The organism is Streptomyces mashuensis, assembly GCF_014654785.1.
Classification (GTDB): domain Bacteria; phylum Actinomycetota; class Actinomycetes; order Streptomycetales; family Streptomycetaceae; genus Streptomyces; species Streptomyces mashuensis.
This window is the reverse complement of record NZ_BNBD01000001.1, coordinates 310369-335921: the sequence shown is the minus strand read 5'-3', so window position 1 is coordinate 335921 and position 25553 is coordinate 310369. Positions and strand designations below refer to the sequence as shown.

The following is a 25553-nucleotide window of genomic DNA, read 5'->3' as shown; positions in this document are numbered from 1 at the left end:
GATGAGGAAGCCATGGCGTTCCTGCCTTACAGCTCGGCTTTGCGGGAGGTGATGCGGATGTAGTTGACGCGTCCGCTCTGGTAGCCCGTCAGGTAGGCCGTCTCGATGCCGGAGGCGAGCTCGGATTCGTGGCGCAGTTCCCAGTAGGGGATGGCCCGGCTGGTCAGGTCGTCGACCTGGTAGGGGATGAGGCCGGCATCGAGCAGGGCGCGCAGGTAGCCGGCGCGACGGTGGGTGTGGCAGCGGTAGTGCCGGTCGATCGCTTCGGCTTCGCGGGAGTGCGGGGCGATCGCTTCGTTCCGGCACCAGGTCGTGAGGGTGTACCTGCCGCCGGGTTTGAGAACACGGGCGAATTCGGTGAATGCCTCGTGCAAGTCGACGTACATCGTGCTCTCGTTGGTGACGACGGCGTCGAAGCTCGCGTCGGCGAAACCGGTGTCCACCATGTTGCGGTCGTGGAAGCGAACGGTGTCGGCGCAGCCGTGCTTGTCGGCCTGAAGCCGGGCGAAGGTGTTCTGGTAGGTGGAGAAGTTGACCCCGTCGACGTGGCAGCCGAAGGCATGGTGGAGCAGTAACGCGGTCCCGCCGCGGCCCGAGCCGGCGTCCAGGACGCGGGCCCGGCTGTCGAGCGGGGTGAGCGCGTCGACGATGACGTCGACCTGGCGGGTCTCCATACGGTGCAGTTCGGTCGCGATGGCCTGCTGCCGTGCTCTTCCGGTGAACGTCAGGATGCTGCGGTCGAAATCGCCGACCGCGAAGTGGTGGTGGTAGTACCCGTCGGTGTGGCCCAGGTCGAGGTTGAGTGCGTCGTTGCGCTTCGTGTCGTAGTACGTATGGGCCTCCGCCTCGAAGCGGGTGCGGGCGAGGTTGCCAGGGGGCGTGTGCATGGTGGTCTCCTCGGCTGGGCGGGAGTGAGGGGGTGGTTGTTGCGGGAGCAGCACACGATGGGACGGGCGTCGCGCGGCGCGGCCCCTCAGTGGTCGCGACTGATCATCAGCTGGGTGAGGGCGCGCAGTTCGGCCGCGGAGGTGGGGTCGGGCACGGCCCGGTGCAGATGGGCGTGCGCGCGGCTCAGCCAGTGGGCCTGCTGCTCGTGGGCCCAGCGGCGACTGCCCGCTTGCTCGATCAGGTCGGCCGCATGGGCCAGTTCGGTGGGGCTCAACCCGGAATCGCGTCGGTACAGGTCCGCGAAGGCGGCACCGGCCGGGGTGCCGGAGCGCAGGGCAGCCACCACCGGCAGGGTCTTCTTACGGGCGGCCAGGTCGGAGTGGGCGGATTTCCCGGTCACCGCCGGGTCGCCCCACACATCGAGGAGATCGTCAGTGATCTGGTAGGCCAGGCCCAGGAAGTCGCCGAAGGCTTTGATCTCCCTCAGCCGGTCCGGGTCCGCGCAGACAGACCTTGTCCCGAGCAAGCAGGCGTTGGCCAGTTCGCCGGTCTTCGCCGCGACCATGGTCCGGCACTCGTCCAGGCCGGCGTCGGCGTGTTCCTCCAACGCCAGGTCGCGGGCCTGGCCGTCCATCACCCGGATCATGGACGCATTGAAGATGCGGACACAGTCCGCCGCCACGTCCTGGTCCAGGCTGCCGAGCTGGGTACATGCCTGGGCGTACAGCGCCGTGCCGGCCAGCATGGCTCTCGACGTGCCGAAGACCTTCCACGCGGTGGGGCGACCGCGGCGCGTGGAGTCCTGGTCGATGATGTCGTCGTGGAGGAGCAGGGCATCGTGCAGCAGCTGCACCGCCACTGCCGCGGGCACTGCCGAGGCGGCAGGTCCGCCGGCGGCTCGGCCGCACAGCAGGGCCAAGGTGGCGAACAGGGCCTTGCCGCCTCCGGCGCGCGCCGGGCGGCCGTCGGCATCGTTGCGGCCGAGCTGGTAGCCGGCCACCCTCCGGAGTGAGGACGGCAAGGAGTCGATCGCCTGTTGAAGCGGCGAGTCGATGAGGTCACCGGCCCACGCCAGGATCTCGGTCACCGGCCGGGGTCCTTCACCCGGTGCTGAACAGGAGTCCTGTACGTCCGGCATGGATCTCCTCCATGTGTACGGGGACGACTCGGTACCGCATGGGATCAGCGAGCGGATACGACGGACATCTGTCAGGACCTCACCGCGTGGTGGGGTGGGAGTCAGCGCGTGGCGATGTGGTCGGGCTGGTAGACGGCGGTGCACATGACGTAATTCATGGCGCCCGTGGCGAACGCGGTCAGGAAGGGTTTCTCGACGCCGGTGCGATGGTCGCAGTGGGAACGGAGTTCCCAGTAGGGCAGGACGTCGAGGCGACGGTCGGTGACATGGAGGGGGACGAGTCGGTTGTCGAGCAGCCAGGTGAGGACTTCGCCGCGGGAGGGGAGGGCTGTGTAGTAGTTGTTGTTGATCGCTGTCACCTCGGGAGACTTCTTCGAGGTGAAGCTGTCGGCGATCCACTCGGCGAAGACGAGGTGTCCGCCGGGCTTGAGCAGCCGGGCTGTTTCGGCGAACAGCTTCGTCAGGTCGGGCACATGGACCGCCGCTTCGTTGATGAAGACAACGTCGTAGCTGTGTTCGACGAGTCCGGTGGCTTCGACGTTCGCGTGGAAGAACTGGACGTGGTCGGAGATGCCTCGCCGTTCGGCAATGGCGTTGGCGAAGGCGATCCGCTGCTCGGAGAAGTCGACGCCGTGCACGGTGCAGCCGAAGCGCTCCCAGACCCGGAAGCCGGTTCCCCCGCGGCCGCAGGCGGCGTCGACGACACGGCTGGTGGGGGGCAGGGGAGGCATGAGGTCGATGAGGTCGTCGCACTGGTGGTTCTCCATGCGGTGGAGCTCTCGCAGGATCGCCTTCTGCCGTGCTTCCTCGTCCTCCACCTCGAGGACGGTGGGGTTGTAGGGGATCAGGGCGAAGTGGGAGTGGACGTAGTCGTCGGCCCCCGCCTCGGTGTTGATCTTGTCCGAGGTCTTGAACTGGTAGTACGCGTAGACGTTCTGCTGGTGGGGGTCGTGGGCGCGGGTGGCGTTGACATGGAGGAGGCCGGCCTTCTCCGCGGCGGGAACCGCCACGTCGAAGACGGGGCGCAGCCACTCCCCGTAGGTGACGCCCTGGGGCGGGTCGTCCAGTTCGCGTGCCAGTTCGTCGACGGGTACCCAGCGGATCTCGTCGATTTCGTCGGGATGGGGATCCGGGGTGCCGTGGTAGAAAGCGATCAGGACGTGGTCGTACTCGGCCTCCACGTAATCGCTGGTCGGGTCGGTCAGGCGATAGCTGACGGCGCCGACGTCGCGTGGCTCGATGCCCGAAATGCCGAGCTCCTCGTGGCAGTGGAGACGGGCCTGGGCGACCAGGTCCTCTCCCGGCGCGGGGTGGCCGCAGCAGGAAGGCCCCCAGATGCCGGCGAAACGCGTCTTGTCGGCGGCACGCTTCTGGATGAGGACGTTGCCATGGCCGTCGAAGAGCATGACCGAGTAGGCACGGTGACGCTTTCCGTGGGTGTGCGCGTCGATCACATCGGTGCTCCCGCAGGCACTCCCGTCCTCCTCGACGAGTTCAACGAGATCGGTGGCGCGGCGCTCGTCCGTGGCACTCATGGAGCGGACCCTTTCGCTGGGAGAAGCCGGCATGAGGGGAAGGCGTCCTGGATGCGAAGAGTGAGCCTGAGCAGGGGATGCCGTGGGCGCATCCGTCATCGGGACGGCTTCGTCACAGGGCGGTGTCGTCTCTGCTGTAGCGCCCCATGAGAGGTCCGCAGAACACCGTTCCGATGATGTGCCTGCGCATGGCTTCGGCATACATGTGCAAGGCTCGATGGTCATTCGGAGGCAGATCAAGTTGCTCAGCCAGGTCTGGAAGCTTCTTTTCCAGTTCCAGGAGCTTGCGCCAGTTCCTCTCGAAGAGGGTGTGCATCTTCTCGACGGCCTGCTTCTCGCTGCACCCGGTGGCCCGCCTCAGGGTGACGACCAGGCCGTGCTGCTCCCCTGTCCGGCGGTCCAGGGAAAGCGCGACTTCTTCGTGAGGGATGGTGTAGGGCAAGAGAGCGGTACGCATCATCTGCTGCACGAGTTCCGACTCGTACACCCGCTGTGCGATGGGCAGCCGACGCTCCAGTTCGGAGAAGACATAGCCCACCCGGGACCCCATGGCGTGAAAATCGACGAACTCCTCGACGCTGTCGAAGACGGCCTCGCCTCGCGTCCTTCGAATGTAGTGGTTCTCGTAGGCCCTCATGACTTCGGTGCAGCGCTGCTGCCAGTGCCCGGGCATGCCGGTGTCGCGCAGGCGAGGCCACACGTCGGCGAAGGCGGAGCCGAAGGCGGTGCCGGGCCGCAGCTTCGAGCCATCGAGAACCGAGGTGATGTCCGCGATCTCGGCCTGTGCCCTGGCTGCCGTGTCGGGTCCGATCCGGGCGTATGTGTCGTTCATGACAGCTTCGAGCATGATCCAATCAGAGAGGGCGGCATAGACCTCCCCTCGACCGTGGGGGAAAAATGACCCGCACATGAGGTCGATGCGCTGTGCTGCGAGTTTCTTCTTCTGGGTTTCCCCCTCGATGATGCGATGCTTTTCGAGCCAAGAAATGCTGCGCATCATGGCTGTACGGGATTCCGGGTTCAAGGGCGGGGCCGGGAAGGAGATCCCTGCATAAGAGACAGTGGTCAACTGTGCGCTCCCTCCGGTGTGCAGTGGGGGCGCGAGCGTCGACCTGCAGCTCCTCCTTGGCGTGACGGGCCGCCTGAGCCGCCACCGCCGCACCCGACCACCAGCACTGCTGTGAAAAGAACCGGTCCCGCGCCCACGCAGTATTCGACTCGGCCCGTGCACGCCCGTACGACACCTTTCTACGACCGGCGTGCAGAACGGTCAATGGAGCGCACGATGCAGCCGGCGCGCCAGGAGGCCGTACGGCGCCTCGTGCCGCAACTGCGGGCGCCGGGCCACGAGTTCGTGCTCGTGCCGGAACTCATCGGCGCGCGCTGAGGGCGCACGCCCCCGCCCAGGCGCAGGTCGCGAGGACGGCCGCACCGGCCAGGCCCGGCCACGGCACGACGACCGCCCCGGTGCGCGAGCCCTCGGACAGCCCCGTGACGGCCGCCCGGGCGGGCGAGCCGGGGAGGAACAGCAGGGGGAAGGAGACGAGCACCGTGGCCGGCACCGTCCACGCGGTGCCGCGCAGCACCGGCCGGTTGCACAGCGCGCCGCCCGCGGTGCCCAGCAGGACGCAGATCAGCGCCGCGACCACACCCTGCACGGCGGCGGGGCCCAGAGCCACCTCGGCGCGCCGCCCGGCGGTGTACGGGTCGCTGACGGCCGTCACGACGGCGGTGGCGATCACGGCCGGCGTGGCGGAGGCGAGCAGCGCCGTCAGCAGGCTCGCCAGGTGCACCCGCCAGGGCGCGGCCGCCGCGGCGGCGCACTGGCGGGCGGCGTCGGGCTCCTGCGTGACACAGACCCGTACCAGCCAGGCCGCCGTGGGCAGCAGCGCGGCGGCGGCGAACCCGAGCGAACCGAGGACCGGTTCCGAGGGGCGGACGCCGATGCCGAGGAACGCCACGTACAGCAGCAGGGGCGGCAGCCACCGGTGCGAGCGGAGCAGTAGCGCGCACTGGTAGCGCAGGAGCGCGGTCACCGGCCGGTCTCCTTTCCCGGGGCAATGGGGGTGACCGCGCGGATGTGCCAGGGCTGCGGCGCGCTCAGCAGGGCCCGCAGCAGCGCGTCTGAGGCGTCGGCGGCGACGGCCAGGCATACGGTGCCGGGGCGGGTCTCCTGGTCCGGCACGGCCGTCACGGGCGGCAGCCCGGCGGGCAGGGGCGTGCCGTCCGGGGCCTCGGCCTCCACCAGGACGGAGGCGGAGCAGGCGGGCGGGGGCGTGGGAGTGAGCCGGCCGGCGGCGAGGCGGTGGGCCGTGCCGGTGTGCTCCGCCAGGCGGCGCGGGTCGTGGTCGACGAAGACGACGGCGCCGCCCGCCGCGACCCGGTCGAGGACGGCACGGTCGAGCCCGGCGCGCGCGTCGGGGTCGAGCCCGGTCCACGCCTCGTCGAGGACGAGCAGGTCGGGCGCGGCCATGAGGCCCTGCGCCACGGCGACCTTCTGACAGCTTCCCTTGGAGAGTTCGGACAGCGGTGTACGGGCGTGCCGCCCGGCGCCGAACCGTTCCAGCCACGCGTGGGCGGCCTTTTCGGCCGCGGCCCGGCGCAGGCCGTGCACGCGGCCCATGTGCGTCAGGTAGCCGGCCGCGGTGAACGGCAGCGCCGGCGGGAAGCGTTCGGGCACGTACGCGGTGCGCGGCCTGCCCACGACGCGGCCGCGGGCCGGCCTCTCGATGCCCGCCAGCAGGCGCAGCAGCGTGGACTTGCCGCTGCCGTTGCCGCCCACGACGCGGGTCAGCCGCCCCGCCGATATCTCCAGGCCGATGTCGCGCAGGACCCACGGGCCACCGGGTCGATACCGGTGCCCTACCCCCTCAAGTCTCATGGGCCCCACAGTAACCACGGAGGCGGCTGGCAGACTGGAGTGGTGACCCGTACCGAGACCACCACCGCCCCCGCCGCCGCGCCCTCCACCGACCCGCCCCCGGACCCGCGCGACGAGGCGCCGCAGTACGTGCTGCCCCTCGTCGTGCGCCTGGAGAAGACCGCGCCCCCGGCCCGTACGGACGCGCTGGAGACCGCGGCGCGGGCGGTGCTGGTGCTGCTGTCGGACGAGCGGGCGACGGCGGCGGACGGGCCGTGGACGCAGGCGGTGCGGGACTGGCAGGACGCCCGCATCCGGAAGGTGGTGCGGCGGGCGCGCGGCGCGGAGTGGCGCAAGGCGTCGGCGCTGGAGGGCATCACGGTGCCGGGCCGCACCGCCGAGGTGCGGGTCTACCCGCCGGTGCCGCTGGACGGCTGGCCCAAGGAGCTGGTCAAGCTCCAGGTCTCGGGCACCGACCTCGACGACCCGGAGCCGCCGGCCGCGCCGGAGCCCGGGCTGCCGGTGCTGTGGCTCAACCCGGAGCTGGACATGTCGGCGGGCAAGGCCATGGCGCAGGCCGGGCACGGCGCGCAGCTGGCGTGGTGGGCCCTGGACGCGGCGGAGCGCGAGGCGTGGCGCGCGGCCGGCTTCGCGCTGGCGGTGCGCACGGCGGACCCGGCCCGCTGGGCGGAGCTGACGAGCAGCGGCCTGCCGGTGGTGCGGGACGCAGGCTTCACGGAGATCGCCCCGGGCTCCTGCACCATCGTGGCCGACCACCCCGCGCTGCGCACGCTCTCTTGAAGCCAGGACCGGGTTACTGAAAGGCCGCGGCCAGTTCCTGCCAGAATGCGCGCCAGTGGTCCTCCCCGAAGGTCTGCAGGGCGATGTCGCGGTTTTTTGCGAGTTTCTGCTGAATGACGGGGTCGGCGCTGCGCACGGCCGCCAGCGCGTCGAGAAGTTCACGGGCTGCCTGCTCGAGTTCGCCGGCCGACGCGCCGACCATCACCGCCGAGTACCCCGGGTAGACGGATGCGAAAATCTTGAAGGGACTCACCGCACACGGCAATCCCGCCACGGCGGCAAACGCCGGAGGCATGCTCGCGGCCTCGACACCGGGGACGTCCGGTGTGTAGACGACCGCACCCCACCTTTTCCGCGCGATGTGCAACAGGTCGATCTCGTCCAGGTGCACCCCCCGCGCGTCGCGGCGGCTGCTGAGCGGCACGCCGTCGGCCCAGATCACCAGGCCGTCCAGTCCGAGGCTGTCCGCCAGGCCGAGCATGTCCTGGGCGTGCTCCCGTTCCTCGGCGAGGCTGCCGAACACGACCAGCACCGGGAGGGGGTCCCCGCGTCTGCGCGCCTCCGCGATCGTCGCGGCGTGCAGGCGCAACGACAGCGCGACACCCTTTTCGGGAACGACGCGCTTCGGGGCGACCAGCACCGGCTGGTCCTCCTCGATGCCGTGCTCCGCCAGGAACTCGAGCTGATGTGCTCCCAGGTCCCCGTTCGGTATCGACAGGGGCACCATGGGGGGCAGGAGGACCGGCACCGCATCGGTCGGATAGCCGGTCGCCTCGGCGACCTGGGCCGGTGTCAGCGTTGCCCAGTGGGTGTAGTCGTTCGCCCCCGGCAGGGGGGTCAGCTCATTCGGGAAGACCGGGTAGAGGCGCTTCCCGTCCGTGGTCCGCGCGTAGTCCTTGAGCAGGTCGTGGTCCCACCACACGACCCGTCCGGTCCGCCGGCCGTCCGCGAACATCTCGTCCAGCACACGCAGCAACGCCAGCGTCACCGGCACTGCGTCGGTGAGCGTCATGTTCATCGCGATCACCACGTCGGCATCCGCCAGCATGGCGCGGAAATGCCGCTCGTACGGAGCCGCCAGCCGGTCGATCTCCTCCCGGAGCCTTTCGCGTTCCGGGGCGCCGAGTTCGTCGAAGGCGGCCACCCGGTCGCGCACGGCCAGCACATCCCGCCCCCACTCGTCAGGATTGCCCGGCAGGTCCATACAGGCGGGGATCATCCAGTCCGGATACGGCTCACCCCGGCCATCCGGGGAAAAGCCCTTGTCGAACCGCCACGAATACCCAAGATCCGTGATCACCGGTAACTCGACCACGCCCAACCGCACACCGAGATCGAGCGCGTACCGCAGACTGGTCAGCAGCCCGGACACGGGTAACCCGTCGCCGCATACGACCCCTATGCGCATCCTTCATTCCTCCCCGGTGTCACCTTCGTGCCATATGCATGCAGGACACGGTCTCAAGCGCCTGCGAGACGCAATCGTTCTTCGATCCCCCCGGCCAGCCGTGCGACGACGGGTCCGCCGTCGGAACGCAGCGTCGCCTTCTTGGCGTTGAAGCAGTGCACCCACGCACCGGCAGCCCAGGCGGCCTCGCGGTCGGCAGCGGTCCAGGACAGTGCCCTGGCCTCCTGGTAGGCATCGATGAACCGAGCCGTGTGCGGGATCGTCGCCTCGCCGGGACGGCCGCCCATGACGGCGTGCACTGCGGCAGCCGCACCGGCGATGACGATTTCCGGCAGCGCCACGATGCTGTCCCAGTCGTGCACGGCGTGCAGCACACCACCCTTCCACGTCACGTTCTGTGCCTCCCAGTCGCAGTGGCCGACGACGGGGGCGCCGAGGTCGTGCTCGTCCAGCCGTTTGCGTACCCGGGTTGCCGCGTCGTCCAGCCAGTCCGGCCCCGGGTGCCGGTTGAGGTCCTCCGGCTGGTCGTCGGGAAGCGGCCAGATACCGTCCTGGTCGTGGTTCCACCACACCCACGGGGGAGGCGGGTCCAGCGTGCCGATCGCGTCCACGGCGGGTGCGGCCGACACGAACCGGGCCAGTTCGGCGGCCGACCGGGCCGAAGAACGGGGCGCGACGTCGAGTGCCGGGCCGTCGTCCACCAGCGTTTCCATCGTCACGATCCGGCTGCCGACTCGGACGGGCTCGCCCAGCGGTTCCGCACACGGCAGCCCTGCCAGCCACATCAGCCGGTGGGTTTGCCAGCAGCCGGTCAACCGGTCGGCGAACGGACGGATCTTGATCACCACCCGGCGCCGGTCCGCCAGTTCCACGGCGAGGACGGTGGACAGATGCGTCCAGCGCCACAGCTCTGTCCTGGGGCGGCTGCCGAGGCGGCTCTCCACCCATGCGGAAAGGGAAGACGTATCAAGCGTGGTCGTCTCGTCGAACATTCTGTTGACCGCCCCTGCCTCGTCCCACCGGATCACCGCCGTGAGTCTGCTCGTACGACGTCCGTCATGACAAGGCGAGGGCCCGGCTCCCGGCCCGTCGGCGGCCACTGGACTGCTGAAGGTCGAAGGTGAGGGTGAGCTTGCGCAGCCAGCGGTCGGTACCGTCGTAACGGGGCCGGAACGGCTCCCGGCCGTGCACGGCCCGGTAATTGTCGATGAGCAGCAGGTCGCCGGGGCTCAGCCGGACCGGCACGAGTGCTCCCGCCAGTCGACGGCACAGCCGGGAGAACGCCCGTGCCGACGCGTCGTCCCCCGGCGCGGTGGTGGTGTATGCCGGGTCGACCCTCAGATACGGCCGCGAGCCGCCGAAGAGCACGGGGCGCCACACGGGGGACGGATCAACAGTTCCGCTCCCCTTCAGGTGTTCGGGGTCGGGAAGGATGGCAAAGCAAGGCCGGCTGAGCAGCTCGCGGTCCTCCGCGCCGACGTCGACGAGCTGGTCGGCGGTGGCGACGGTCGTCGCGGTCAGGTCCCGGTTGCGCAGACAGAGCAGGGCCAGCACGTCACAGCGGTCGTCGTCGAAGGCGTCCTCGACGTGGAAGTCGAGGTTGTTCACGCTGCTGTGGCCGGTCTGCGCATGTTCCTGGCCCTCGATCGGCAGGACGTCGTTGAACAGTCTGCCTCCCTGCAGCGTCTGCCAGCAGACCGGCTCGCCGACCTGTACCGACACCATCGCCAGCCAGAGGTCGTGGGCGGCTGTGGCGGCGTGTCCGCGCAGTCTCCAGTGCGACGGCGTCGGGCCGACGTTCTCGTCCGGTCGGGGCCGGCGTATCACCGTGACCGCGCTACCCAGCCGGGACCGAATACCGGCCAGTACGTCCGTCAGCCGTACCGGGAGACTGTCCCGGTGTTCGGCGAGCCTCGCCAGCAGGCCGAGGTCGTCCGTCGTGTCGTACTCGCTCACGAGCCGGCGGATGGCGTCGTCCGCATGACGTGTCTCCTGCGCGGTGAGCACGATCTCCTGGATGTCGGGCACTGGGGCGGACTCGCGCATGTGCGTACCCTCCTGCTGTATCGATCCGTCCGGCCAGGGCGGCGGCGCTGCACGGGCGGCTATCCGGTGTCCTCCGCCAGCTCCGTCAGCAGCTCGGCCCACGGACCGGCCGGGAAGCGGCGGTCGACGATCTGCCGGTTGCGCCGCAACATGCCGGCCATGCGGGGCTCCCCGGCGCGGTTCGCCTGCATCGCTGCCACCAGCTCGTCGCCCGACCGGACTGTTCCGGCAGGGCGGGGATCCACCGGGACGACGAAGAAGTCCCTTCCGTACGTCGGTGCGAAGGCGGCGTAGTGCGTGCTCGCGCAGGGCAGTCCGGCGACGGCAGCCAGCGCCGGCCCCAGGCCGACCGTCTCGACGTCTTCGGTGTTCGGGGTGAAGACGACGCCACCACCGCTCGCCGCGGCTGCCCGAAGAAGGTCTGTCTCGTCCAGCCGCCAGGAGCCGGTGCTGTCCCGGACGCTGCACAACGGGACACCGTCGAGGAACCGCACGTCGGGCAGCAGGCCGAGGCGCCGCGCGGTGCTCAGCACCTCGTCGGAGTAGGAGGCATCCTCCGCCAGGCTGCCGAACACGAGCAGGTACGGGGCGGGAAGTCCGCGATCGGCGCTGGCCGACCGGGCCGCCGCCAGCACTTCGAGGGCGAGTTCCACGCCCTTGAACCGGAAGACCCGCACCGGGTTGAGCAGGATCGGCCTTCGGGGATCGAGACCCAGGCCGTCGAGAAATTCCTCGATCCGCGGCTCGAGCGGTCCGGTGGGCACGCGGGGCAGGACGTTGGGCACCACCCGCGGCCGCCCCGCCACCGGGTAGCCCGCCGCCTCCTCCGCGAGCGCTTCGGACACCACCGCCCACCGTACGCCCGGGCCGGTCCCGGGAAGCGGGGTGAACTCATTGGGACGGTCCGGATACCTGCGCACGCCTTCGTCGTGGTCCGCGCAACTGCCGAAGAGATCGTGGTCCCAGAAGAGCACGCCGCCGGCCCGGTTCTCGCGGCGGCGGTCGCGCGCCGCAGTGTGGAGAGCCTTGGTGACGGGCACGGCGTCCGAGAGCGTCATGTTGACCGCGATGGTCCAGTCGACCCGGTTCCGGCGCATCCATTCCGAGAAGTAGTCCTGGTAACGGCCGGCCAGGCGGTCGATACGCTCGTGCAGCCGGACACGTTCGACGGGGCCCAGAGCCGCACCCTCTGCGACCGACATCCGGATGGAGGTCCATTCGGCCGCCGCGTGGTCGAGGTCCCCGAGGACGGGAGGGGCCGGCCGGGCCGGCTCCAGCAACGCGGACGCCTCCTGCTCCGCCGGCCCGTACGGGAAGAAGGCGGGCTTGTCGGGTCGCCACGAGTAGCCCAGATCGGCGGATACGGGCAGTTCGAGCAGTTGCAGGCCGACACCCAGGCCGACGACGTTACGGAAGATGGTCAGCAGGCCGCTGGCCGGCACTCCGTCCCCGCAGACCAGTCCTATGCGCACCCCGGCGTCACCGGCCCAGCTGCGTATTGATGACGGCCTCCACCAACGTGGCTCCTGCTTCGGTGAGGGCGACGCTGCCGGCCCCCCGGTCGATCCGGACCAGCCCGCGGTCGGCGAGCGAGTCGAACATCGCACCCCACCTGCCGGACAGCAGGGAGCTGCCGGGAAACCGGGAGCGATGAACCTCTTCAAGCAGTGGCTGACAGGTGGACAACGCCATCTGCACCGCCCGCACCTCGCGGTGATCCGCGCTCACCGTCGTGACCTTCTCCAACGGGATCTCGCCCTTCTCGACCAGGCCGAGATATTTCGCCGGAGCAGCCACCGCATTCGCCTCCGCCTCCCCGCACCAGCTGTAGGCGCCCAGGCCGATACCCACCTGCGGGACCTGTTTGTCCTGGTCGAGGTTTAACGAGCGCCACAGTTCCGGGCCGACGTCGCGCCGGGGAAAGTAGGTGGTGGGGTGCTCGTAGTAGCCGGCATCGGCGAGCCGGTCGACGGCCCCCTCCCGCATTTGCAACTGCTGCCCCAACGACGGCCACTGAAATCCACGCCGGGCCAGTTGCTCGCGTACGCGTGGATCCTCCCACGGGGCCGGCGACACATGCCCGATGGCCGATTCCACGTCATGGAAGGACCGCAAATGAAGCTTGATCGCAACAATGGTGCTGAACCGGGCTCCGATCAGACGGTCGATGTCGTCGAGAAAACCGACGACCGTCTGGCCGGGCAGGCCCCAGACGAGATCACCGTCGACCCTGGCGAAACCCAGCCGTTCGGCCGCCGCACGAACCTGTAGCGCCTGATCCCCGGTGTGCCGGCGGTTGGCGACCTCCAGCAGCCGGTCGTCCAGGGACTGGATGCCGTAGGAGAGTGCAGTGAATTGCAAACCGCGCAGGGTCCCCAGGATCTCCTCGGTGAGGGAATCCGGGCTTCCCTCCGCCCGCATCGAGGTCCGCTCGTCGAAGGCGAACGTCTCCCGGTAGAAGCCCACCAGGCGCTCGATCTCGTGGGCGGGCAGGACGCTCGGCGTACCGCCGAACAGACAGAACTCGCCGACCGGAGCGGTGCGCAGCGCCGGGACCGCCTCCACCCAGGACCGGGCTTCCCTGATGTTCGCGTCCACCCACCGGCGTGCGGTCGCGTCGGCCGTCTCGGGCCGGCTGCTCGTCACGAGTGTCGGGAACTGGCAGAAATGGCAGCGGTACCGGCAGAGCGGAATATCCACCCAGAGGTGAAAGGACGGCGCCTCGCGGAGCTCTCGGTCCAGAACACGGAAGAACTGCTGAGGATCGCTTTCCACGTCCCCCGTGAAAACATGAGTGAATGCCTCGGCTTGCAGGTATCCGAGGAGTTCGTGGTTGCGCTCGTCGGAGAGCAACGAGGACACCCTGGGTATCGGGTGGTCGGGATCGATCTCGGAGAGGCTGCAGAGCGCCTTCTTCCGGTCATACAACGGTGCCGTGCTGGTCCCCATGCGTGCGACACTCCGTATCTGCTACGTCCATGATCGTCTGCGATTGGGTACGGCCCGAACAGGCTAGGAGGGTTCCCCAGCGCGGTCAATACGGTGCGCGTGGGGCAACAGCATGGCGTGATCCCAGAGGTTCCAGGCGGATGGGTCCGGGGGAAAAATCTGCTTCAATGCCTTACATGGCATGGCCACCTCGACTCGTCATGACGGATTCGACCGCCGTCGCACTGGCCGATTTCAGTTCCACCTGGCGGCCGGAAGAGCTGAAGAGCGAGCGGACCCAGCAGGCGGCTCTTCGCCGCGCCCGGGAAGGCATCCCCGAACTGCACCGGCTCCTGGACGAAGCCGTCACCGCTCTCCGCGTCTCGCTGGCCGTGGTCGTCGAGAACTTCCCGCTCGACACCACTGCGCTGGTCATCGCCGCCGCCGCTCTGGGCAGGGTCGATCCGAGCTACAACGGACCGAACCCGGACTCCCTCGTGCACGACGTGGTCGACAGTGAAGCCCGGCCCTACCGGGATCCGGACCCGTTCCACACCGACTCCCCCTTGCTGGCACACCCGCATGCCTACCTCGGACTGCTGTGCGTCCGCCCGAGTCCCGCAGGCGACGGGCAGACCGTTCTGGTGAGCGCAGCGGATGTCGCTGCCGCAATCGCCGACCGCAGCCACCTGCGAGCACTCCAGGACCCCTGCTATCCGTTTGCTGTTCCGCATGAGCCCGGGAGCGACGAGCCGTCGGTCACGACCCACCCGATCCTCACGATGTCCGGCGGGGGCGCCACCGTGCGGTACTGCCCGGTGCGGGTCACCGCAGGCGTGGAGCGGGCCGGGCAGGCCCTGGACGAGGAGCACGTCAGCGCGCTCCGCGCGTTCGAACGCGCGCTGGAATCACAGCACTTGCCCACGGTCTTCCTCCTGCGGGCGGGCGAACTCCTGTTGCTGGACAACAGGCGCCTGCTGCACGGTCGTACCGACGTCGGGCCCGAAGGCGTCGGCCGCCACCTCATGCGCGTCAAGGTGCACGACCGCGAGTACGAGAAGGCCATGGCCAGGAACAGCTGACCCGAAGGCGCGCCCGCATCCGCTTCCAGGAGCCACTACGGTGACCATCAGCATCGGTGTCGTCGGCGCGGGGCAGTTCGCCCGCGCGTTCATCCCTCTCTTCCAGGCCCACCCGGGCGTCCACGACGTCCGCCTCACCGAGGCCGTGCCCGAGCGGCTCGAGCGCGAGTCCGCCCGGCACGCCGTCGCCACCACCTACACGTCCTTCGAGGACATGCTCGCCTCGGACGTCGACGCCGTCGCGATCTTCACCCAGCGCTGGACCCACGGCCCCCTCGTCCTCCAGGCCCTGGAGGCGGGAAAGCACGTCTACTCCAGCGTGCCGATGGCCGTCTCCGAGGAGGACATCGAGGCGATCGTCGAGGCCGTGCGCCGCACCGGCCTCACCTACATGATGGGTGAGACCAGCTACTACAACCCCGCCGCCGTGTACTGCCGGAGGCGGCACGCCGAGGGCGCGTTCGGCGAGATCTTCTACGCCGAGGGCGACTACGTCCACGACATGGACCTCGGCTTCTACGACGCGTACCGCTACAGCGGCGGCGACCGCTGGAAGGAGACCGCAAGCTTCCCGCCCATGTACTACCCGACCCACGCCCTCGGCGGGGTGCTCGCGGTGACCGGCTCGCACGTCACCTCCGTGTCCTGCCTCGGCGTCTCCGACACCAGAGGCGACGGAGTCTTCGACCGTGAGGTCAGCCGCTGGGACAACGACTTCTCCAACGCAACGGCGCTCTTCCGCACCGCGGACGGCGGGGTCGTCCGCACCAACGAGATGCGGCGGGTGGGCTACCCGTCCCTGCTGCGCGAATCCCGGTTCCGCTTCTTCGGCACCGAGGCCAGCTTCGAGCAGCTGGCCACCACCACGCTGTGGCAGGACCGCGAGAAGGCGCAGGACATCGAGGAGTTGATGCGCACGGTACCGACCGCTCGCCTCGACGACGCCGCGCTCGCCGGCATCGACCCGTCCCTGCGTGACGCGTTCGTCAGCAGGTTCGCGCCCGTCCATGACATCGGCCGGCTGCCCGCCGAGTTCGCCGGGCAGCCCAACGGCCACCAGGGCTCCCACCAGTTCCTCGCGGACGACTTCGTCTCGGCGTGCCTGACAGGGAAGACACCCCCGGTCAACGCCTGGACGGCCGCCCGCTACACCCTGCCCGGCCTGGTCGCCCACCGGTCCGCCCTGGCGGGCGGCGCACAGCTGGACGTCCGGGACTTCGGGGACGCCCCGGCCTGACCCCGCCCGGCCGCCCCGCGCCGCGCGGCCCGCGACGGTGACGGTGACGGTGACGGTGACGACCGGCTGCGGCCCCCGGGGCCATCTGGTTCCGGCCGCCGGCAAGAAGCGGTCCTTGACGCACGTCCCGCGCCGGTAAATCGTGTGTCGCCGCCGTTTCCGCATCAGGAGCGGCGCAGGTCAGGGAGGGTTCTCGCGCCTCCGCACATCATTTTCCGAGGAGCCGTCTTGCCTGGCGAACAGCAGTTACTGAAGGTCTACTCCGACCGCGCCTACCTTCACACCACCACCGTGCGTCACCAGGGCACCACGGTGGCCCTCGCCATGGACCCTCACGGAGGCCGCCCATGCGGCGGGGGCCACGACGCTCCGGCTGGACGCCGGCGAGGGCGGCCCCGAGCCGCAGCCCGGCGAGGCCGTCCAGCGGCTGCGCCACGACCACCGCCGCGCCTCCTCCAACCGCCCCGGCGTCCCGCTCTCCGCGGGCTCCCGGCTGGTGCTGGCCGACCCGGGCACGGCGCAGGAGGTCCCGCTCGGCGAGGTCACGGACCTCGTCGCCGGGCACGGCTGCCGCTGGCGCGCGGACCAGCCGGGCCGGGCGTACTCCTTCGACGGCCGGCAGAACGTCCTCACCCTGCCCCAGGAGCAGTCGGACCGGGTGGCGGTGGCCCGCGACCTGACCCTGGAGGCGTGGGTCAACCCCGAGACGGTGTCCGGCGCGGCCCGGATCGTCCATGCCGGCACCGGCGACGTCCCGTACACGCTGGACCTGCTCGCCCCGGCGGCGACCGCGGTGCCCGCCCTGGCCTTCGACGGCACGAGCGGCGTGGCCGTGACCGAGAAGGGCTTCAGCCTCGCGGGCCAGTCCTTCACGGTGGAGTTCTGGGCGCGGCGCACCAGGGAATGGGACGGCAAGGCGCAGTACGTCGTCGGCCACGGCACCTCGCACGCCACCACCCGTGGCTCCCTGCACATCGGCTGGCGCGAGACCAGCACCTTCACCTTCGCCTTCCACGGCGACGACCTCACCACCACCCACGGCCAGGATTTCGCGGGCTGGCACCACTGGGCCTGCGTCTTCGACGCGACCACCCGGGAGCAGGTGATCTACCGGGACGGCGTCGCCGAGGACCGGCGCATCGCCACGGGCACCTACCAGGGAGACGGTCTCTTCAGCTTCGGCAGCCATTTCGGCGGCTGGGTGCCCGACTACGCGGCCGTGGAGATGGACGAGGTCCGGCTCTGGGGCACCGCCCGCACCGCCGCGGAGATCCGGGACCGCAAGAACGTACGGCTGAGCGGCATGGAGCCCGGCCTGCTGGGCTACTGGCCCTCCGGCGACCCGCTGGACCGGGTGGGCGACAAGCCCGGGGTCCTGGACCGCTCCGGCCAGGGCCGGCACGTCTACCTGCGCGGCGGCGTCACCACCACGACCACGACCGCCGAGCTCAAGCAGACCGCGGAGACGACCTACCGCATCGTCGCCGGCGCCGGTGACCGGCTGGTGGCGACCCGGGACTCCTTCCCGCCGCACGAGTGGGCCCACCTCGCCGCCGCCTACGAGCAGTCCTGGGCCGTCGAGCTGTCCGACGGCGCGTACCTGGAGGCGGCCGACAACGACGCGCTCGACATGGCCGGCGACCTCACCGTCGAGGTCTTCTGCCGCGTCGCCGCCCTCGGCGCCCCGCACGGCCTGCTCTCCAAGGGCCGTACCGCCGACGGCTCCGGCGGCAGCGTGCCGTACCGGCCGCTCGTCCTGCCCGACGGCAAGCTGGAGTTCGGCTTCGAGGAGCCGGACGGCAGGCTGGTGCGCTTCACGTCCACCGGGGCCGTCGGCGCCGGAACGTTCCACCGCCTCGCCGTCGTCCGCAAGAGCGGCCGGTCGATGCAGGAGCGCAAGGGCAACAAGGAGATCACCGCCACGGGGGCGGACGGCAGGCCCGTCAAGCAGACCGTCGAGCTCGTGGAGTCCGTCGACGTCCAGGAGTGGCAGGACATCCGGTTCTTCATCGACGGCCGCGAGGCCGGCGCCGCCCGCTACGAGGGCCCCGGCGCCAAGGGCAACACGGGCACCCTCGACATCGGCCGGGCGCGCGAGGGCCTGGAGACCCGCTTCCTGACCGGTGTGGTCGCCGAGGTCCGGCTGTGGGGCGTCGCACGCGATGCGGCACAGCTCGGTACGCCCGTCTCCGCCCGCGACCGCGGCCTGACCGCGCAGTGGCGCTTCGCAGAGAACGCCGGCAACACCGCCGCCGACACCACCGGCTCGCACCCCGCCCGGCTGCGCGGCGCCCGCTGGACCCGCAACCCCGACCCGCGCGGCAGCGCCTTCCGGATCTACCGCAACGGCGTCTCCGTGGCCTGCGACCCCCTCGACGGCAAGAATTTCAAGGACTTCGCCGGCTACGGCGACACCCGGTTCACCCTCGGCGCCCGGCTCGAGGACGGCAAGGCCACCCAGCCCTTCCACGGTGTCCTGGAGGAGGTGCGGATCTGGCGCACCGCCCGCACCCAGGAACAGGTCCTCGACAATCTCTTCACCCGCCTCAAGGGCGAGAAGGAGGACCTGATCGCCTACTGGTCCTTCGACCGCGCCTCCACCGACGAGAGCGCGAACCTGGTCCGGGACGAGGGCCTGCGCGGCAACGACCTCACCCTCGGCGACGGGCCGGCCCGCCCCGCCGCCGTCCTGTCCACCGCGCCCGTCTCCAGCGACACCGCCCAGGTCCGCTCGGCCCTGGCCGCCATGCGCACCCCCTTCCACGAGAAGATCTCGGGCGCGCCCGCCGTCGCCGAGTACGCGGACATGCAGTACACCGCCAAGGGCGAGGCGTCCGGCGTACTCAAGCGCGCGTACGGCTACCTGCGCGACGGCCGCTGGCACCTGGTCACCGGCTACAAGGCCGGCGACCTGATCAGCGAGTGGGTCGGCCAGGTGCAGTTCGACCCCCAGCTCGTGGGCTACATCGAGGGCGCACCCCCGGTGCCGTCGGAGAACCTCACGCCCAACACCGTCGACCCCGACAGAGCCACGTACGACAGCGTCGCCTCGGTGGAGTTCACCCAGGCCGAGCAGGTCGTCCACTCGCTGTCCTCGGCCAGGGAGCGGAGCGTCGACGCGGCGTTCTCCTTCGCCCTGTCCAACGAGGTCGATGTCGACATGTGGATGATCGCGGCACCGCTGGGCTTCGGCGTCGCCAAGTCCATGGCCAAGGCCAAGGTGTCGGTGAGCGTGCGCGGCAGCCTGGAGTTCTCCAACAGCTGGGCCGACGAGACGGCCGTCTCCCAGGGCGAGAACACCGCGCGGGCGATGAAGGTGGATCTCTCGGGCAGCTGGGAGGACCCGCTGAAGCCGCTCAACCCGGCGCTCGGCCGCCGCTACGTCCCCGTCAACACCGGCTTCGCGCTCGTCCAGTCCCAGACCGCCGACGTCTTCGCGCTGCGCCTCGCGCACAGCGGCTCCCTCGTCGCCTACCGCATCCAGCCCAATCCGGACATCCCCAAGGACTGGAACGTCGTCCCCTTCCCCATCAACCCCCGCTACACCAAGCAGGGCACCCTGGACGGCACGGTCGGCTACGACGAGCGCGGCAAGGTCCTCGACCCGGACTACGCGGGCGCCCGCGACCACGGCGAGTACAGCTACTACAAGCCGCGCGAGGCGTACGCCATCAAGCGCCGGATCCAGCGGGAGCAGCAGCGGCTGCGCGGCTACTACGAGACGGTCTCCACCGACACCCACGCACCCGACCCGACCGCCGAGCGGGCCGGCCGGGTCCTGGGCGGCGCGATCGGCGGGGACGCCGCTCCCGGCAAGGGCCGGGACACCGCCGGCAACACCACCGGTGAGGGCTTCTCGCGGCGCGACCTCGTCAACACGTACGTCTGGACGGCGGACGGCGGCTTCTTCGCCGAGACGACCGAGACCACCGACGCCGTCAGCGAGACGACCTCCGGCTCGTACTCGCTGTCCGGCTCGGTGGGCGCGTCCGTCGGCACGTCGTTCGACATCATGGGCGTGGGCATCAACGCCCAGCTCGACGCGGCCGTCGGCGGCGGCATGTCCGTCACCCGGGCCCGCGGCAAGGAGGCCACCCGCTCCTTCGGGCTGAACGTCACCTGCTCGCCGTCCGGCAACGTCCAGCAGTACGACGCCAACCGCAAGCCCGTCTTCGACGCCGACGGCAAGCCCGTCAACGCGCCGGGCAAGGTGGACGCCTACCGGTTCCTCAGCTTCTACCTCGGCGAGGACACCGAGCACTTCGACACCTTCTTCCACAAGGTCGTCGACCCCACCTGGCTGGAGAACGGCACCGACCCCAACGCGGCGGCCCTGCGCCAGGCCCGCCAGTCGGACCGCAAGCCGCCGTGCTGGCGGGTCATGCACCGCGTCACGTTCGTCAGCCGGCTCCTGCCGCCGACGACGGCGGACGGGGCCGCGCCGCTGGAGAAGGCGATGCGGCAGCTGGACGTGGAGAGCAACTACGAGCTCGTCCGCCGCCTCGACCCGTACATCAAGGGCGCGGCGACCGGGCTGCCGGAGCTCTCCGCGGCGGTCCGCAGCGCCCTGGCCACGCACCTGCCGGAGCTGACCCCGCATGCCGAGCACGTGACCGGCTTCCTGGCGCAGTACTACGGCGTCGAGGGCTGACCGCCCGCCGGGCCCCGCTCCGGCGGGGCCCGGCCCCCCGGCCGGTACGTGGCCTTCACAGGCTCCTGTGATACTGACGCCCTGAACGTTTGTACATGCGCCAGGGAGTGCGAGTTGTCCAAGAGGTCTGTGTACGGCGTGACGGCTCTGAGCTCCATATGCGTGGCCGTCGCGCTGGTCGTCGGGCTGACCCGAGCCTCCGGGGAAGGGGGCGGGGGGACGCCCGCGGCCGCGTCGGCGGCCCCCTCGGCCGGGACGGGTGCCTCGCCCGCGCCGTCGCCCACGGAGTCCTGGGACGGCAAGGTGCACGTCCTCGGGGACGGCTCCACCGCGTACACCGGCCCGCAGCCGAACCAGCCGAAGCCGGAGAAGCTGAAGCCCGGCGAGAAGCCCCCGCAGTTCGTGGTGTTCTCCTGGGACGGCGCGCTGGAGGGCGACGACCACCTCTTCTCGCACTTCCGGAAGGTGGCCAAGGACAACAACGCGCACATGACCTTCTTCCTCAGCAGCATGTACCTGCTGCCGAAGTCGAAGGCGAGCCTGTACAAGCCGCCGCAGCACGCGGCGGGCGAGGCGGCGATCTCGTACGCCACGGACGCCCACATCAAGGACACCCTCGGCCAGCTCCGCGCCGCCTGGCAGGACGGCAACGAGATCGGCACCCACTTCAACGGCCACTTCTGCGGCAAGCAGGGCGGCGGCGACTGGTCGCAGGAGGAGTGGAAGAGCGAGATCGAGCAGTCCTACGCCTTCGTGCAGAACTGGAAGACGAACACCGGCTGGAAGGACCTGCCGCCGCTGCCGTTCGACTTCAAGAAGGAGCTGGCGGGCGGCCGCGCCCCCTGCCTGGAGGGCCAGAAGAACCTGCTGAAGGCGGCGAAGGAGTTCGGCTGGCGCTACGACGCCAGCTCGCCCGGCGACTTCCAGCTGTGGCCCACGAAGTCCCAGGGCATCTGGAACTTCCCGCTCCAGCTGCTGCCGTACCCCAAGAGCGAGAAGCAGGTCCTCTCGATGGACTTCAACTTCCTCTACAACCAGTCGGGCGACAACACCAAGGGCGACCCGGCAAAGTACGACGAATGGCGCAAACTGACCCGCGACGGCTACCTGAACGGCTTCAACCGCGTCTACAACGGCAGCCGCGCCCCGATGTACGTCGGCAACCACTTCGAGGACTGGAACGGCGGCATCTACATGAAGGCCGTCGAGGACGTCGTGAAGACGGTCTGCACGCGCAAGGACGTGCGCTGCGTCTCCTTCAAGGAGCTGGCCGACTGGCTCGATGCCCAGGACCCGAAGGTCCTGGAGAAGCTCCGCGGCCTGGACCCGGCCCAGGCGCCGGACTGGAGGACGTTCCTCAAGTAGGACGGCCGGCAGCCGTCTGTGGCACTTCTGCCTCCCGCCCGGCCGAAGTGCCACACGTGAACGCCTCCGGACCGTCCGGCTACCGCCGCCCCGTCACCGCCCGTGTCCAGATGTCCGCCGGGTACGCGGCGTACGTGCTCGGCGGGGCCGTCTTCGGGGCGCCGCCGAGGCCGTCCAAAGGCTGGAGCTCCTGGCTCGCGGGGTCGATGCGGGACAGCGACACCGCGGTGGCCACCGCGTCGCGGTAGCCGGCGAACCACGCGGACTTGTGGTCGGGGGCCGTGCCGGTCTTGCCCGCCGTGCCGGCGCCGGCGGCCTGCGCGGCGGTCGCGGAGCCGCGGCGCACGGCCTCCTTGAGGCCGTCGTCGACGGCGGCGGCGACGGAGGCCGGCAGGGCGCGCTCGGCGGTGGGCTTCTCGATCTCCACCGGGTCGCCGTTGCGGCTGAGCCGGGCGACGGAGTACGGCTCGGTGTGCATCCCCTTGGCGGCGAACGTCGCGTACGCGTCGGCCATGCGGATGGCGCTGGGCGTGCTCGTACCGAGGGAGAAGCCGGGGGTGCGGGAGCCGAGGCTGTCGGCCAGCAGGCCGGTGCGGACGGCGGTGTCGCCCACCCGGTCCAGGCCCACGTCCATGCCCAGCTGGACGAAGGGCCCGTTGACCGACTGGGCCAGGGCCTCCTTCAGCGTGACCTTCCCCCAGGACTTCCCGCCGTCGTTGGCCGTCTTGACGATCTTCCCGGAGCGGTCCCAGTACGGGCCCTCCGGCGTACGGATCGCCACCTTGTCGTCGCCGTCGTAGACGGTGGCGGGCGTGACGGGCGTACGCGGCCCGCCGCGCGTGAGCTGCACGCCGTCGGCGAGCCCGGCGGCGTAGACGAAGGGCATGAAGGCGGTGCCGGCCGGGACGACGGAGGAGTTGGCGTCGTTGAAGCCCTGCTTGAGGTAGCCGGGCCCGCCGTAGAGGGCGACGATGCGGCCGTCGGTGGTGACGGACGCGGCGCCCACACGTACGTTCCGGTCGGCCTCCCGGCGTTCCGGGTCGAACTTGGCGGTGGCGTCGGCGACGGCCTTGGCGAGGGCGTCGACGCGCGGCTTCTCGAACGTGGTGCGGATCTGGTAGCCGCCGAGGTCGAGGTCGGCGTCGGTGAGGCTGGAGTGCGCGGTGACGTAGGCGCGGGCGGTGTCGACGAGGTAGCCGGTCTGGCCGTCGAGGCCGGCGGGCCGGGGCGGGGCCTGCGGCTCGGGGAAGCGGGTGTAGCCCGCGCGCTCCTGCGGCGAGAGCTTGCCGATGGCGACCATGCGGTCGAGGATCCAGTTCCAGCGCTCCACGGCGCGCTCGTGGTTCTTCGGCCCGAGCGCCGGGTCGTAGAGCGCCGCGCCCTTGAGGAGGGAGGCGAGGAAGGCGCCCTCGCTGGGGTTCAGCCGGGAGACGTCCTTGCCGTAGTAGGCGTGGGCGGCGCGCTGGATGCCGTAGGCGCCGCGCCCGTACCAGCTGGTGTTCAGGTAGCGCTCGAGGATCTCGTCCTTGCTGAGCTTGTTGTCCAGCTTCACCGCGATGATCATCTCGGTGACCTTGCGGGTGAGCGTCTGCTTCTGGTTGAGGTACGCGTTCTTCACGTACTGCTGGGTGATGGTCGACCCGCCCTGGGTGTCGCCGCCGGTGACCATCCTGGTGACGGCGCGGGTCATGCCGCTGGGCGAGACGCCGCTGTCGGAGTAGAAGGTCTCGTTCTCGGCGGCCAGCGCCGCCCAGCGCACCTTCTCGGGCACCTTCTCCAGCGCGGTGTCCTGCCGGTCCACGGGGCCGGTGCGGGCCATCTCGGTGCCGTCGGCCCAGTAGTAGACGTTGTCCTGCTGGGTGGCGAAGGCGTTGAGGTCGGCGGGTATGTCCGTGCGGGCGTACAGGACGGCGACGAGCACCACGACGGCGCCCGTCACGTAGCCGAAGAGGCCGAGGGCCTGGCGCCAGGACGGTATCCAGCGGCGTATGCCGGAGCGGCCGGGGCGGGGGTAGGCGGGGCGCAGTCGGCGCAGCAGGCGTGGCAGCCATGCGGGCAGGCGGTCCACGAGCGGGCCGGGGTCCGCCCGGCGGCGGCCGCGGGCCGCCGCGCCCGCCCTGCCGCCCGCGGACCGGGGCGCGGCGGGCTTGCCGGCGTGCGTCGTGCTTCTGCGCCTTCCGGCCATATGGGCCCACCCTCCGCCTTGGTCGTGCGTGCTTTCGAGCGGAGTCTGCCACAGCCGGAATGTGGAGATCCGGCGGGTTACCGGACGTTCCCCTCATTTCCTTTACACTCCTGTAGATACCTCCCGCCGTCCGGCGGGCGGCGCAGTAGAAGGAACAGACGAGAACAGATGGAAACGGCCCCGCCCGTGGACACGGCCACCCCGGCCGCTGCACCGACCGCCGCCACGGCCGCCCCACCGGCCGTCGTCGTGCGCCAGGGCGCGCGCCGCCGCGCGAGCGGCGCGCTGGAGGGCGAGGTCCTCGCGGCGCTGCAGCGCGCCGGCGCCCCGCTCACGCCCCGCGAGGTGCAGAGCACGCTCCCCGGCGAGCTGACCTACAGCACGGTGGTCACGATCCTCTCCCGGCTGCACGCCAAGGAGGTGCTCACCCGCACCCCGCGCGGCCGCGCCTACGCCTACGCGCCGCTGACCGACGAGGCCGGCCTCGCCGCCCGGCGCATGCTCAAGGTGCTCGACGGCCGCGCCGACCGCGAGGTCGTCCTCACCCGCTTCGTCGACGGCCTCACCGACCAGGACGCGGAGCTGCTGCGCCGCCTGCTGGCCGACGGCCTGCCGCGCGCCTGGTAGTCCTCTCCGCGGCCGGCCCCGTCAGGCGGCGAGCCAGACCCGGCGGTTGCGGGCCACGGTGTGCACGCGGTCGACCCGGTCGGGGTGCAGCGCCCCGCCCAGCGCGCCCAGCCCCGCCACCTCGTCCTCCCGCAGGACCCGTACGTCCTCCAGCGCCGGCGTCACCTCGACGCCGGCGGCGCCCACGAGCACCAGCACCGGGTGCACCCGCACCAGGAAGCCGCAGCCGCGGGTGAGCACCGGCGCGCAGCGCGCGGCGGCCTGCCGCACCCGGCGGACGCACGGGCGGCCGTGCCGCTCGCCCGCCACCCGTACCGTCTCCTCGCCCACCTCCGCGTGCGCCCCGCGCACCGGCTCGGGCGCCACGCAGAACACCCCGCCGGGGCCGATGAGGAGGTGCGGCACGACCGCGTCGCCGGGCAGCGCGATGGAGTGCACCACCTCCCAGCCGGCCGCGGCCAGGCCGTCCAGCTCGGCGCCCACCAGCCGCTCGGCGGCGAGTGACCGCCGCCAGGCGTCCTCCACGGGGCGGCGGCCCAGCAGCCGGGCGAGGACCAGCCCGAGGCGGCCGGTGCGCGAGGTGTCGAGCCGGACCCGCAGCGTCTCGCCGGGCCGGTTGGGGGCGAGATCGTCGTCCGGGGGGAGGAAGAGCCTCTCGGGGTCGTAGCGCTTTCCGTTCGGGCTCCTCTTCGCGTCCGGCCGCTCGCACACGCCCATCACCCCCTCCCGCCATCTTGCCGCAGAAGCCAGGTGGCCAACCCATCGATCACGGCCCGGCCGCCGGCCGTGCGGCGCCGGGCGC

At 70.9% G+C, this 25553-nt stretch carries 19 protein-coding genes; 6 read left to right on the top strand and 13 right to left on the bottom strand.

What is annotated here, in order from left to right:
- Window positions 1–26: 26 nt before the first annotated feature.
- The 6 genes from IE305_RS01215 to IE305_RS01190 all read right to left on the bottom strand — a co-directional run bounded on the left by IE305_RS01215 (window position 27) and on the right by IE305_RS01190 (window position 6442).
- The gene (locus IE305_RS01215) at window positions 27–887 is read right to left on the bottom strand and encodes a class I SAM-dependent methyltransferase (RefSeq protein WP_190127451.1); all 861 of its coding nucleotides are present in this window, start codon (window positions 885–887) and stop codon (window positions 27–29) included.
- An 86-nt stretch (window positions 888–973) separates the two neighbouring features.
- The gene (locus IE305_RS01210; protein ID WP_229890403.1) at window positions 974–1975 is read right to left on the bottom strand and encodes a polyprenyl synthetase family protein; all 1002 of its coding nucleotides are present in this window, start codon (window positions 1973–1975) and stop codon (window positions 974–976) included.
- 152 nt (window positions 1976–2127) lie between these two features.
- Window positions 2128–3561, bottom strand: coding sequence for an isopentenyl-diphosphate Delta-isomerase (idi, locus tag IE305_RS01205; RefSeq protein ID WP_190127449.1), 1434 nt, complete (start codon window positions 3559–3561; stop codon window positions 2128–2130).
- Window positions 3562–3673: 112 nt separating this feature from the next.
- A complete protein-coding gene (locus tag IE305_RS01200; RefSeq protein WP_190127448.1) occupies window positions 3674–4630 on the bottom strand; it encodes a terpene synthase family protein in 957 nt (318 codons plus the stop codon).
- Between the two features lie 301 nt (window positions 4631–4931).
- Complete coding sequence (locus tag IE305_RS01195) at window positions 4932–5597, bottom strand: ABC transporter (RefSeq protein WP_190127447.1); 666 nt, start codon at window positions 5595–5597, stop codon at window positions 4932–4934.
- Window positions 5594–6442: an ABC transporter ATP-binding protein gene (locus tag IE305_RS01190; protein WP_190127446.1), complete on the bottom strand. Its 849-nt coding sequence runs from the start codon at window positions 6440–6442 to the stop codon at window positions 5594–5596. The genes IE305_RS01195 and IE305_RS01190 overlap by 4 nt, the downstream gene beginning before the upstream one ends.
- A gap of 42 nt (window positions 6443–6484) precedes the next feature.
- Between IE305_RS01190 and IE305_RS01185 the strand changes: the two genes are divergently transcribed.
- Window positions 6485–7222, top strand: a complete 738-nt coding sequence (locus IE305_RS01185) for a peptidyl-tRNA hydrolase (protein ID WP_190127445.1) — start codon at window positions 6485–6487, stop codon at window positions 7220–7222.
- A 13-nt stretch (window positions 7223–7235) separates the two neighbouring features.
- Here IE305_RS01185 and IE305_RS01180 read toward each other — a convergent pair whose 3' ends face one another.
- The 5 genes from IE305_RS01180 to IE305_RS01160 form a co-directional block, all read right to left on the bottom strand.
- Window positions 7236–8594, bottom strand: a complete 1359-nt coding sequence (locus IE305_RS01180; protein WP_190127444.1) for a glycosyltransferase family protein — start codon at window positions 8592–8594, stop codon at window positions 7236–7238.
- Window positions 8595–8683: 89 nt separating this feature from the next.
- Entirely contained in the window at window positions 8684–9622 is a 939-nt protein-coding gene (locus tag IE305_RS01175; RefSeq protein WP_190127443.1) for a hypothetical protein, read from the bottom strand.
- Between the two features lie 64 nt (window positions 9623–9686).
- Entirely contained in the window at window positions 9687–10676 is a 990-nt protein-coding gene (locus IE305_RS01170; RefSeq protein WP_190127442.1) for a TauD/TfdA family dioxygenase, read from the bottom strand.
- A 59-nt stretch (window positions 10677–10735) separates the two neighbouring features.
- Window positions 10736–12148: a glycosyltransferase family protein gene (locus IE305_RS01165; protein ID WP_190127441.1), complete on the bottom strand. Its 1413-nt coding sequence runs from the start codon at window positions 12146–12148 to the stop codon at window positions 10736–10738.
- 7 nt (window positions 12149–12155) lie between these two features.
- Entirely contained in the window at window positions 12156–13625 is a 1470-nt protein-coding gene (locus IE305_RS01160) for a radical SAM protein (protein WP_190127440.1), read from the bottom strand.
- 200 nt (window positions 13626–13825) lie between these two features.
- On the opposite strand from IE305_RS01160, the gene IE305_RS01155 reads away from it, so the two are divergent.
- The 4 genes from IE305_RS01155 to IE305_RS01140 all read left to right on the top strand — a co-directional run bounded on the left by IE305_RS01155 (window position 13826) and on the right by IE305_RS01140 (window position 21939).
- Entirely contained in the window at window positions 13826–14686 is an 861-nt protein-coding gene (locus IE305_RS01155; protein ID WP_190127439.1) for a TauD/TfdA family dioxygenase, read from the top strand.
- A gap of 40 nt (window positions 14687–14726) precedes the next feature.
- Entirely contained in the window at window positions 14727–15923 is a 1197-nt protein-coding gene (locus tag IE305_RS01150; protein WP_190127438.1) for a Gfo/Idh/MocA family protein, read from the top strand.
- A 496-nt stretch (window positions 15924–16419) separates the two neighbouring features.
- The gene (locus IE305_RS01145; protein ID WP_190127437.1) at window positions 16420–20574 is read left to right on the top strand and encodes a LamG domain-containing protein; all 4155 of its coding nucleotides are present in this window, start codon (window positions 16420–16422) and stop codon (window positions 20572–20574) included.
- A 114-nt stretch (window positions 20575–20688) separates the two neighbouring features.
- A complete protein-coding gene (locus tag IE305_RS01140) occupies window positions 20689–21939 on the top strand; it encodes a polysaccharide deacetylase family protein (protein WP_190127436.1) in 1251 nt (416 codons plus the stop codon).
- 79 nt (window positions 21940–22018) lie between these two features.
- Here IE305_RS01140 and IE305_RS01135 read toward each other — a convergent pair whose 3' ends face one another.
- The gene (locus IE305_RS01135) at window positions 22019–24124 is read right to left on the bottom strand and encodes a transglycosylase domain-containing protein (protein ID WP_190127435.1); all 2106 of its coding nucleotides are present in this window, start codon (window positions 24122–24124) and stop codon (window positions 22019–22021) included.
- Between the two features lie 168 nt (window positions 24125–24292).
- Here IE305_RS01135 and IE305_RS01130 point away from each other — a divergent pair, with 168 nt between their 5' ends.
- Entirely contained in the window at window positions 24293–24751 is a 459-nt protein-coding gene (locus IE305_RS01130) for a BlaI/MecI/CopY family transcriptional regulator (RefSeq protein ID WP_190127434.1), read from the top strand.
- 21 nt (window positions 24752–24772) lie between these two features.
- On the opposite strand, the gene IE305_RS01125 is transcribed toward IE305_RS01130, so the two are convergent.
- On the bottom strand, window positions 24773–25468 hold the full coding sequence (locus IE305_RS01125) for a nuclease-related domain-containing protein (RefSeq protein ID WP_190127433.1): 696 nt from the start codon (window positions 25466–25468) through the stop codon (window positions 24773–24775).
- Window positions 25469–25553: the final 85 nt, after the last annotated feature.

Excerpts from the sequence above, each read along its gene's own strand:
- IE305_RS01135 (WP_190127435.1), bottom strand. The coding sequence starts at position 24,124 with ATGGCCGGAAGGCGCAGAAGCACGACGCACGCCGGCAAGCCCGCCGCG.
- IE305_RS01155 (WP_190127439.1), top strand. The coding sequence starts at position 13,826 with ATGACGGATTCGACCGCCGTCGCACTGGCCGATTTCAGTTCCACCTGG.
- IE305_RS01170 (WP_190127442.1), bottom strand. The coding sequence starts at position 10,676 with ATGCGCGAGTCCGCCCCAGTGCCCGACATCCAGGAGATCGTGCTCACC.
- IE305_RS01190 (WP_190127446.1), bottom strand. The coding sequence starts at position 6,442 with ATGAGACTTGAGGGGGTAGGGCACCGGTATCGACCCGGTGGCCCGTGG.
- IE305_RS01125 (WP_190127433.1), bottom strand. The coding sequence starts at position 25,468 with ATGGGCGTGTGCGAGCGGCCGGACGCGAAGAGGAGCCCGAACGGAAAG.
- IE305_RS01160 (WP_190127440.1), bottom strand. The coding sequence starts at position 13,625 with ATGGGGACCAGCACGGCACCGTTGTATGACCGGAAGAAGGCGCTCTGC.
- IE305_RS01175 (WP_190127443.1), bottom strand. The coding sequence starts at position 9,622 with ATGTTCGACGAGACGACCACGCTTGATACGTCTTCCCTTTCCGCATGG.
- idi (WP_190127449.1), bottom strand. The coding sequence starts at position 3,561 with ATGAGTGCCACGGACGAGCGCCGCGCCACCGATCTCGTTGAACTCGTC.
- IE305_RS01215 (WP_190127451.1), bottom strand. The coding sequence starts at position 887 with ATGCACACGCCCCCTGGCAACCTCGCCCGCACCCGCTTCGAGGCGGAG.
- IE305_RS01130 (WP_190127434.1), top strand. The coding sequence starts at position 24,293 with ATGGAAACGGCCCCGCCCGTGGACACGGCCACCCCGGCCGCTGCACCG.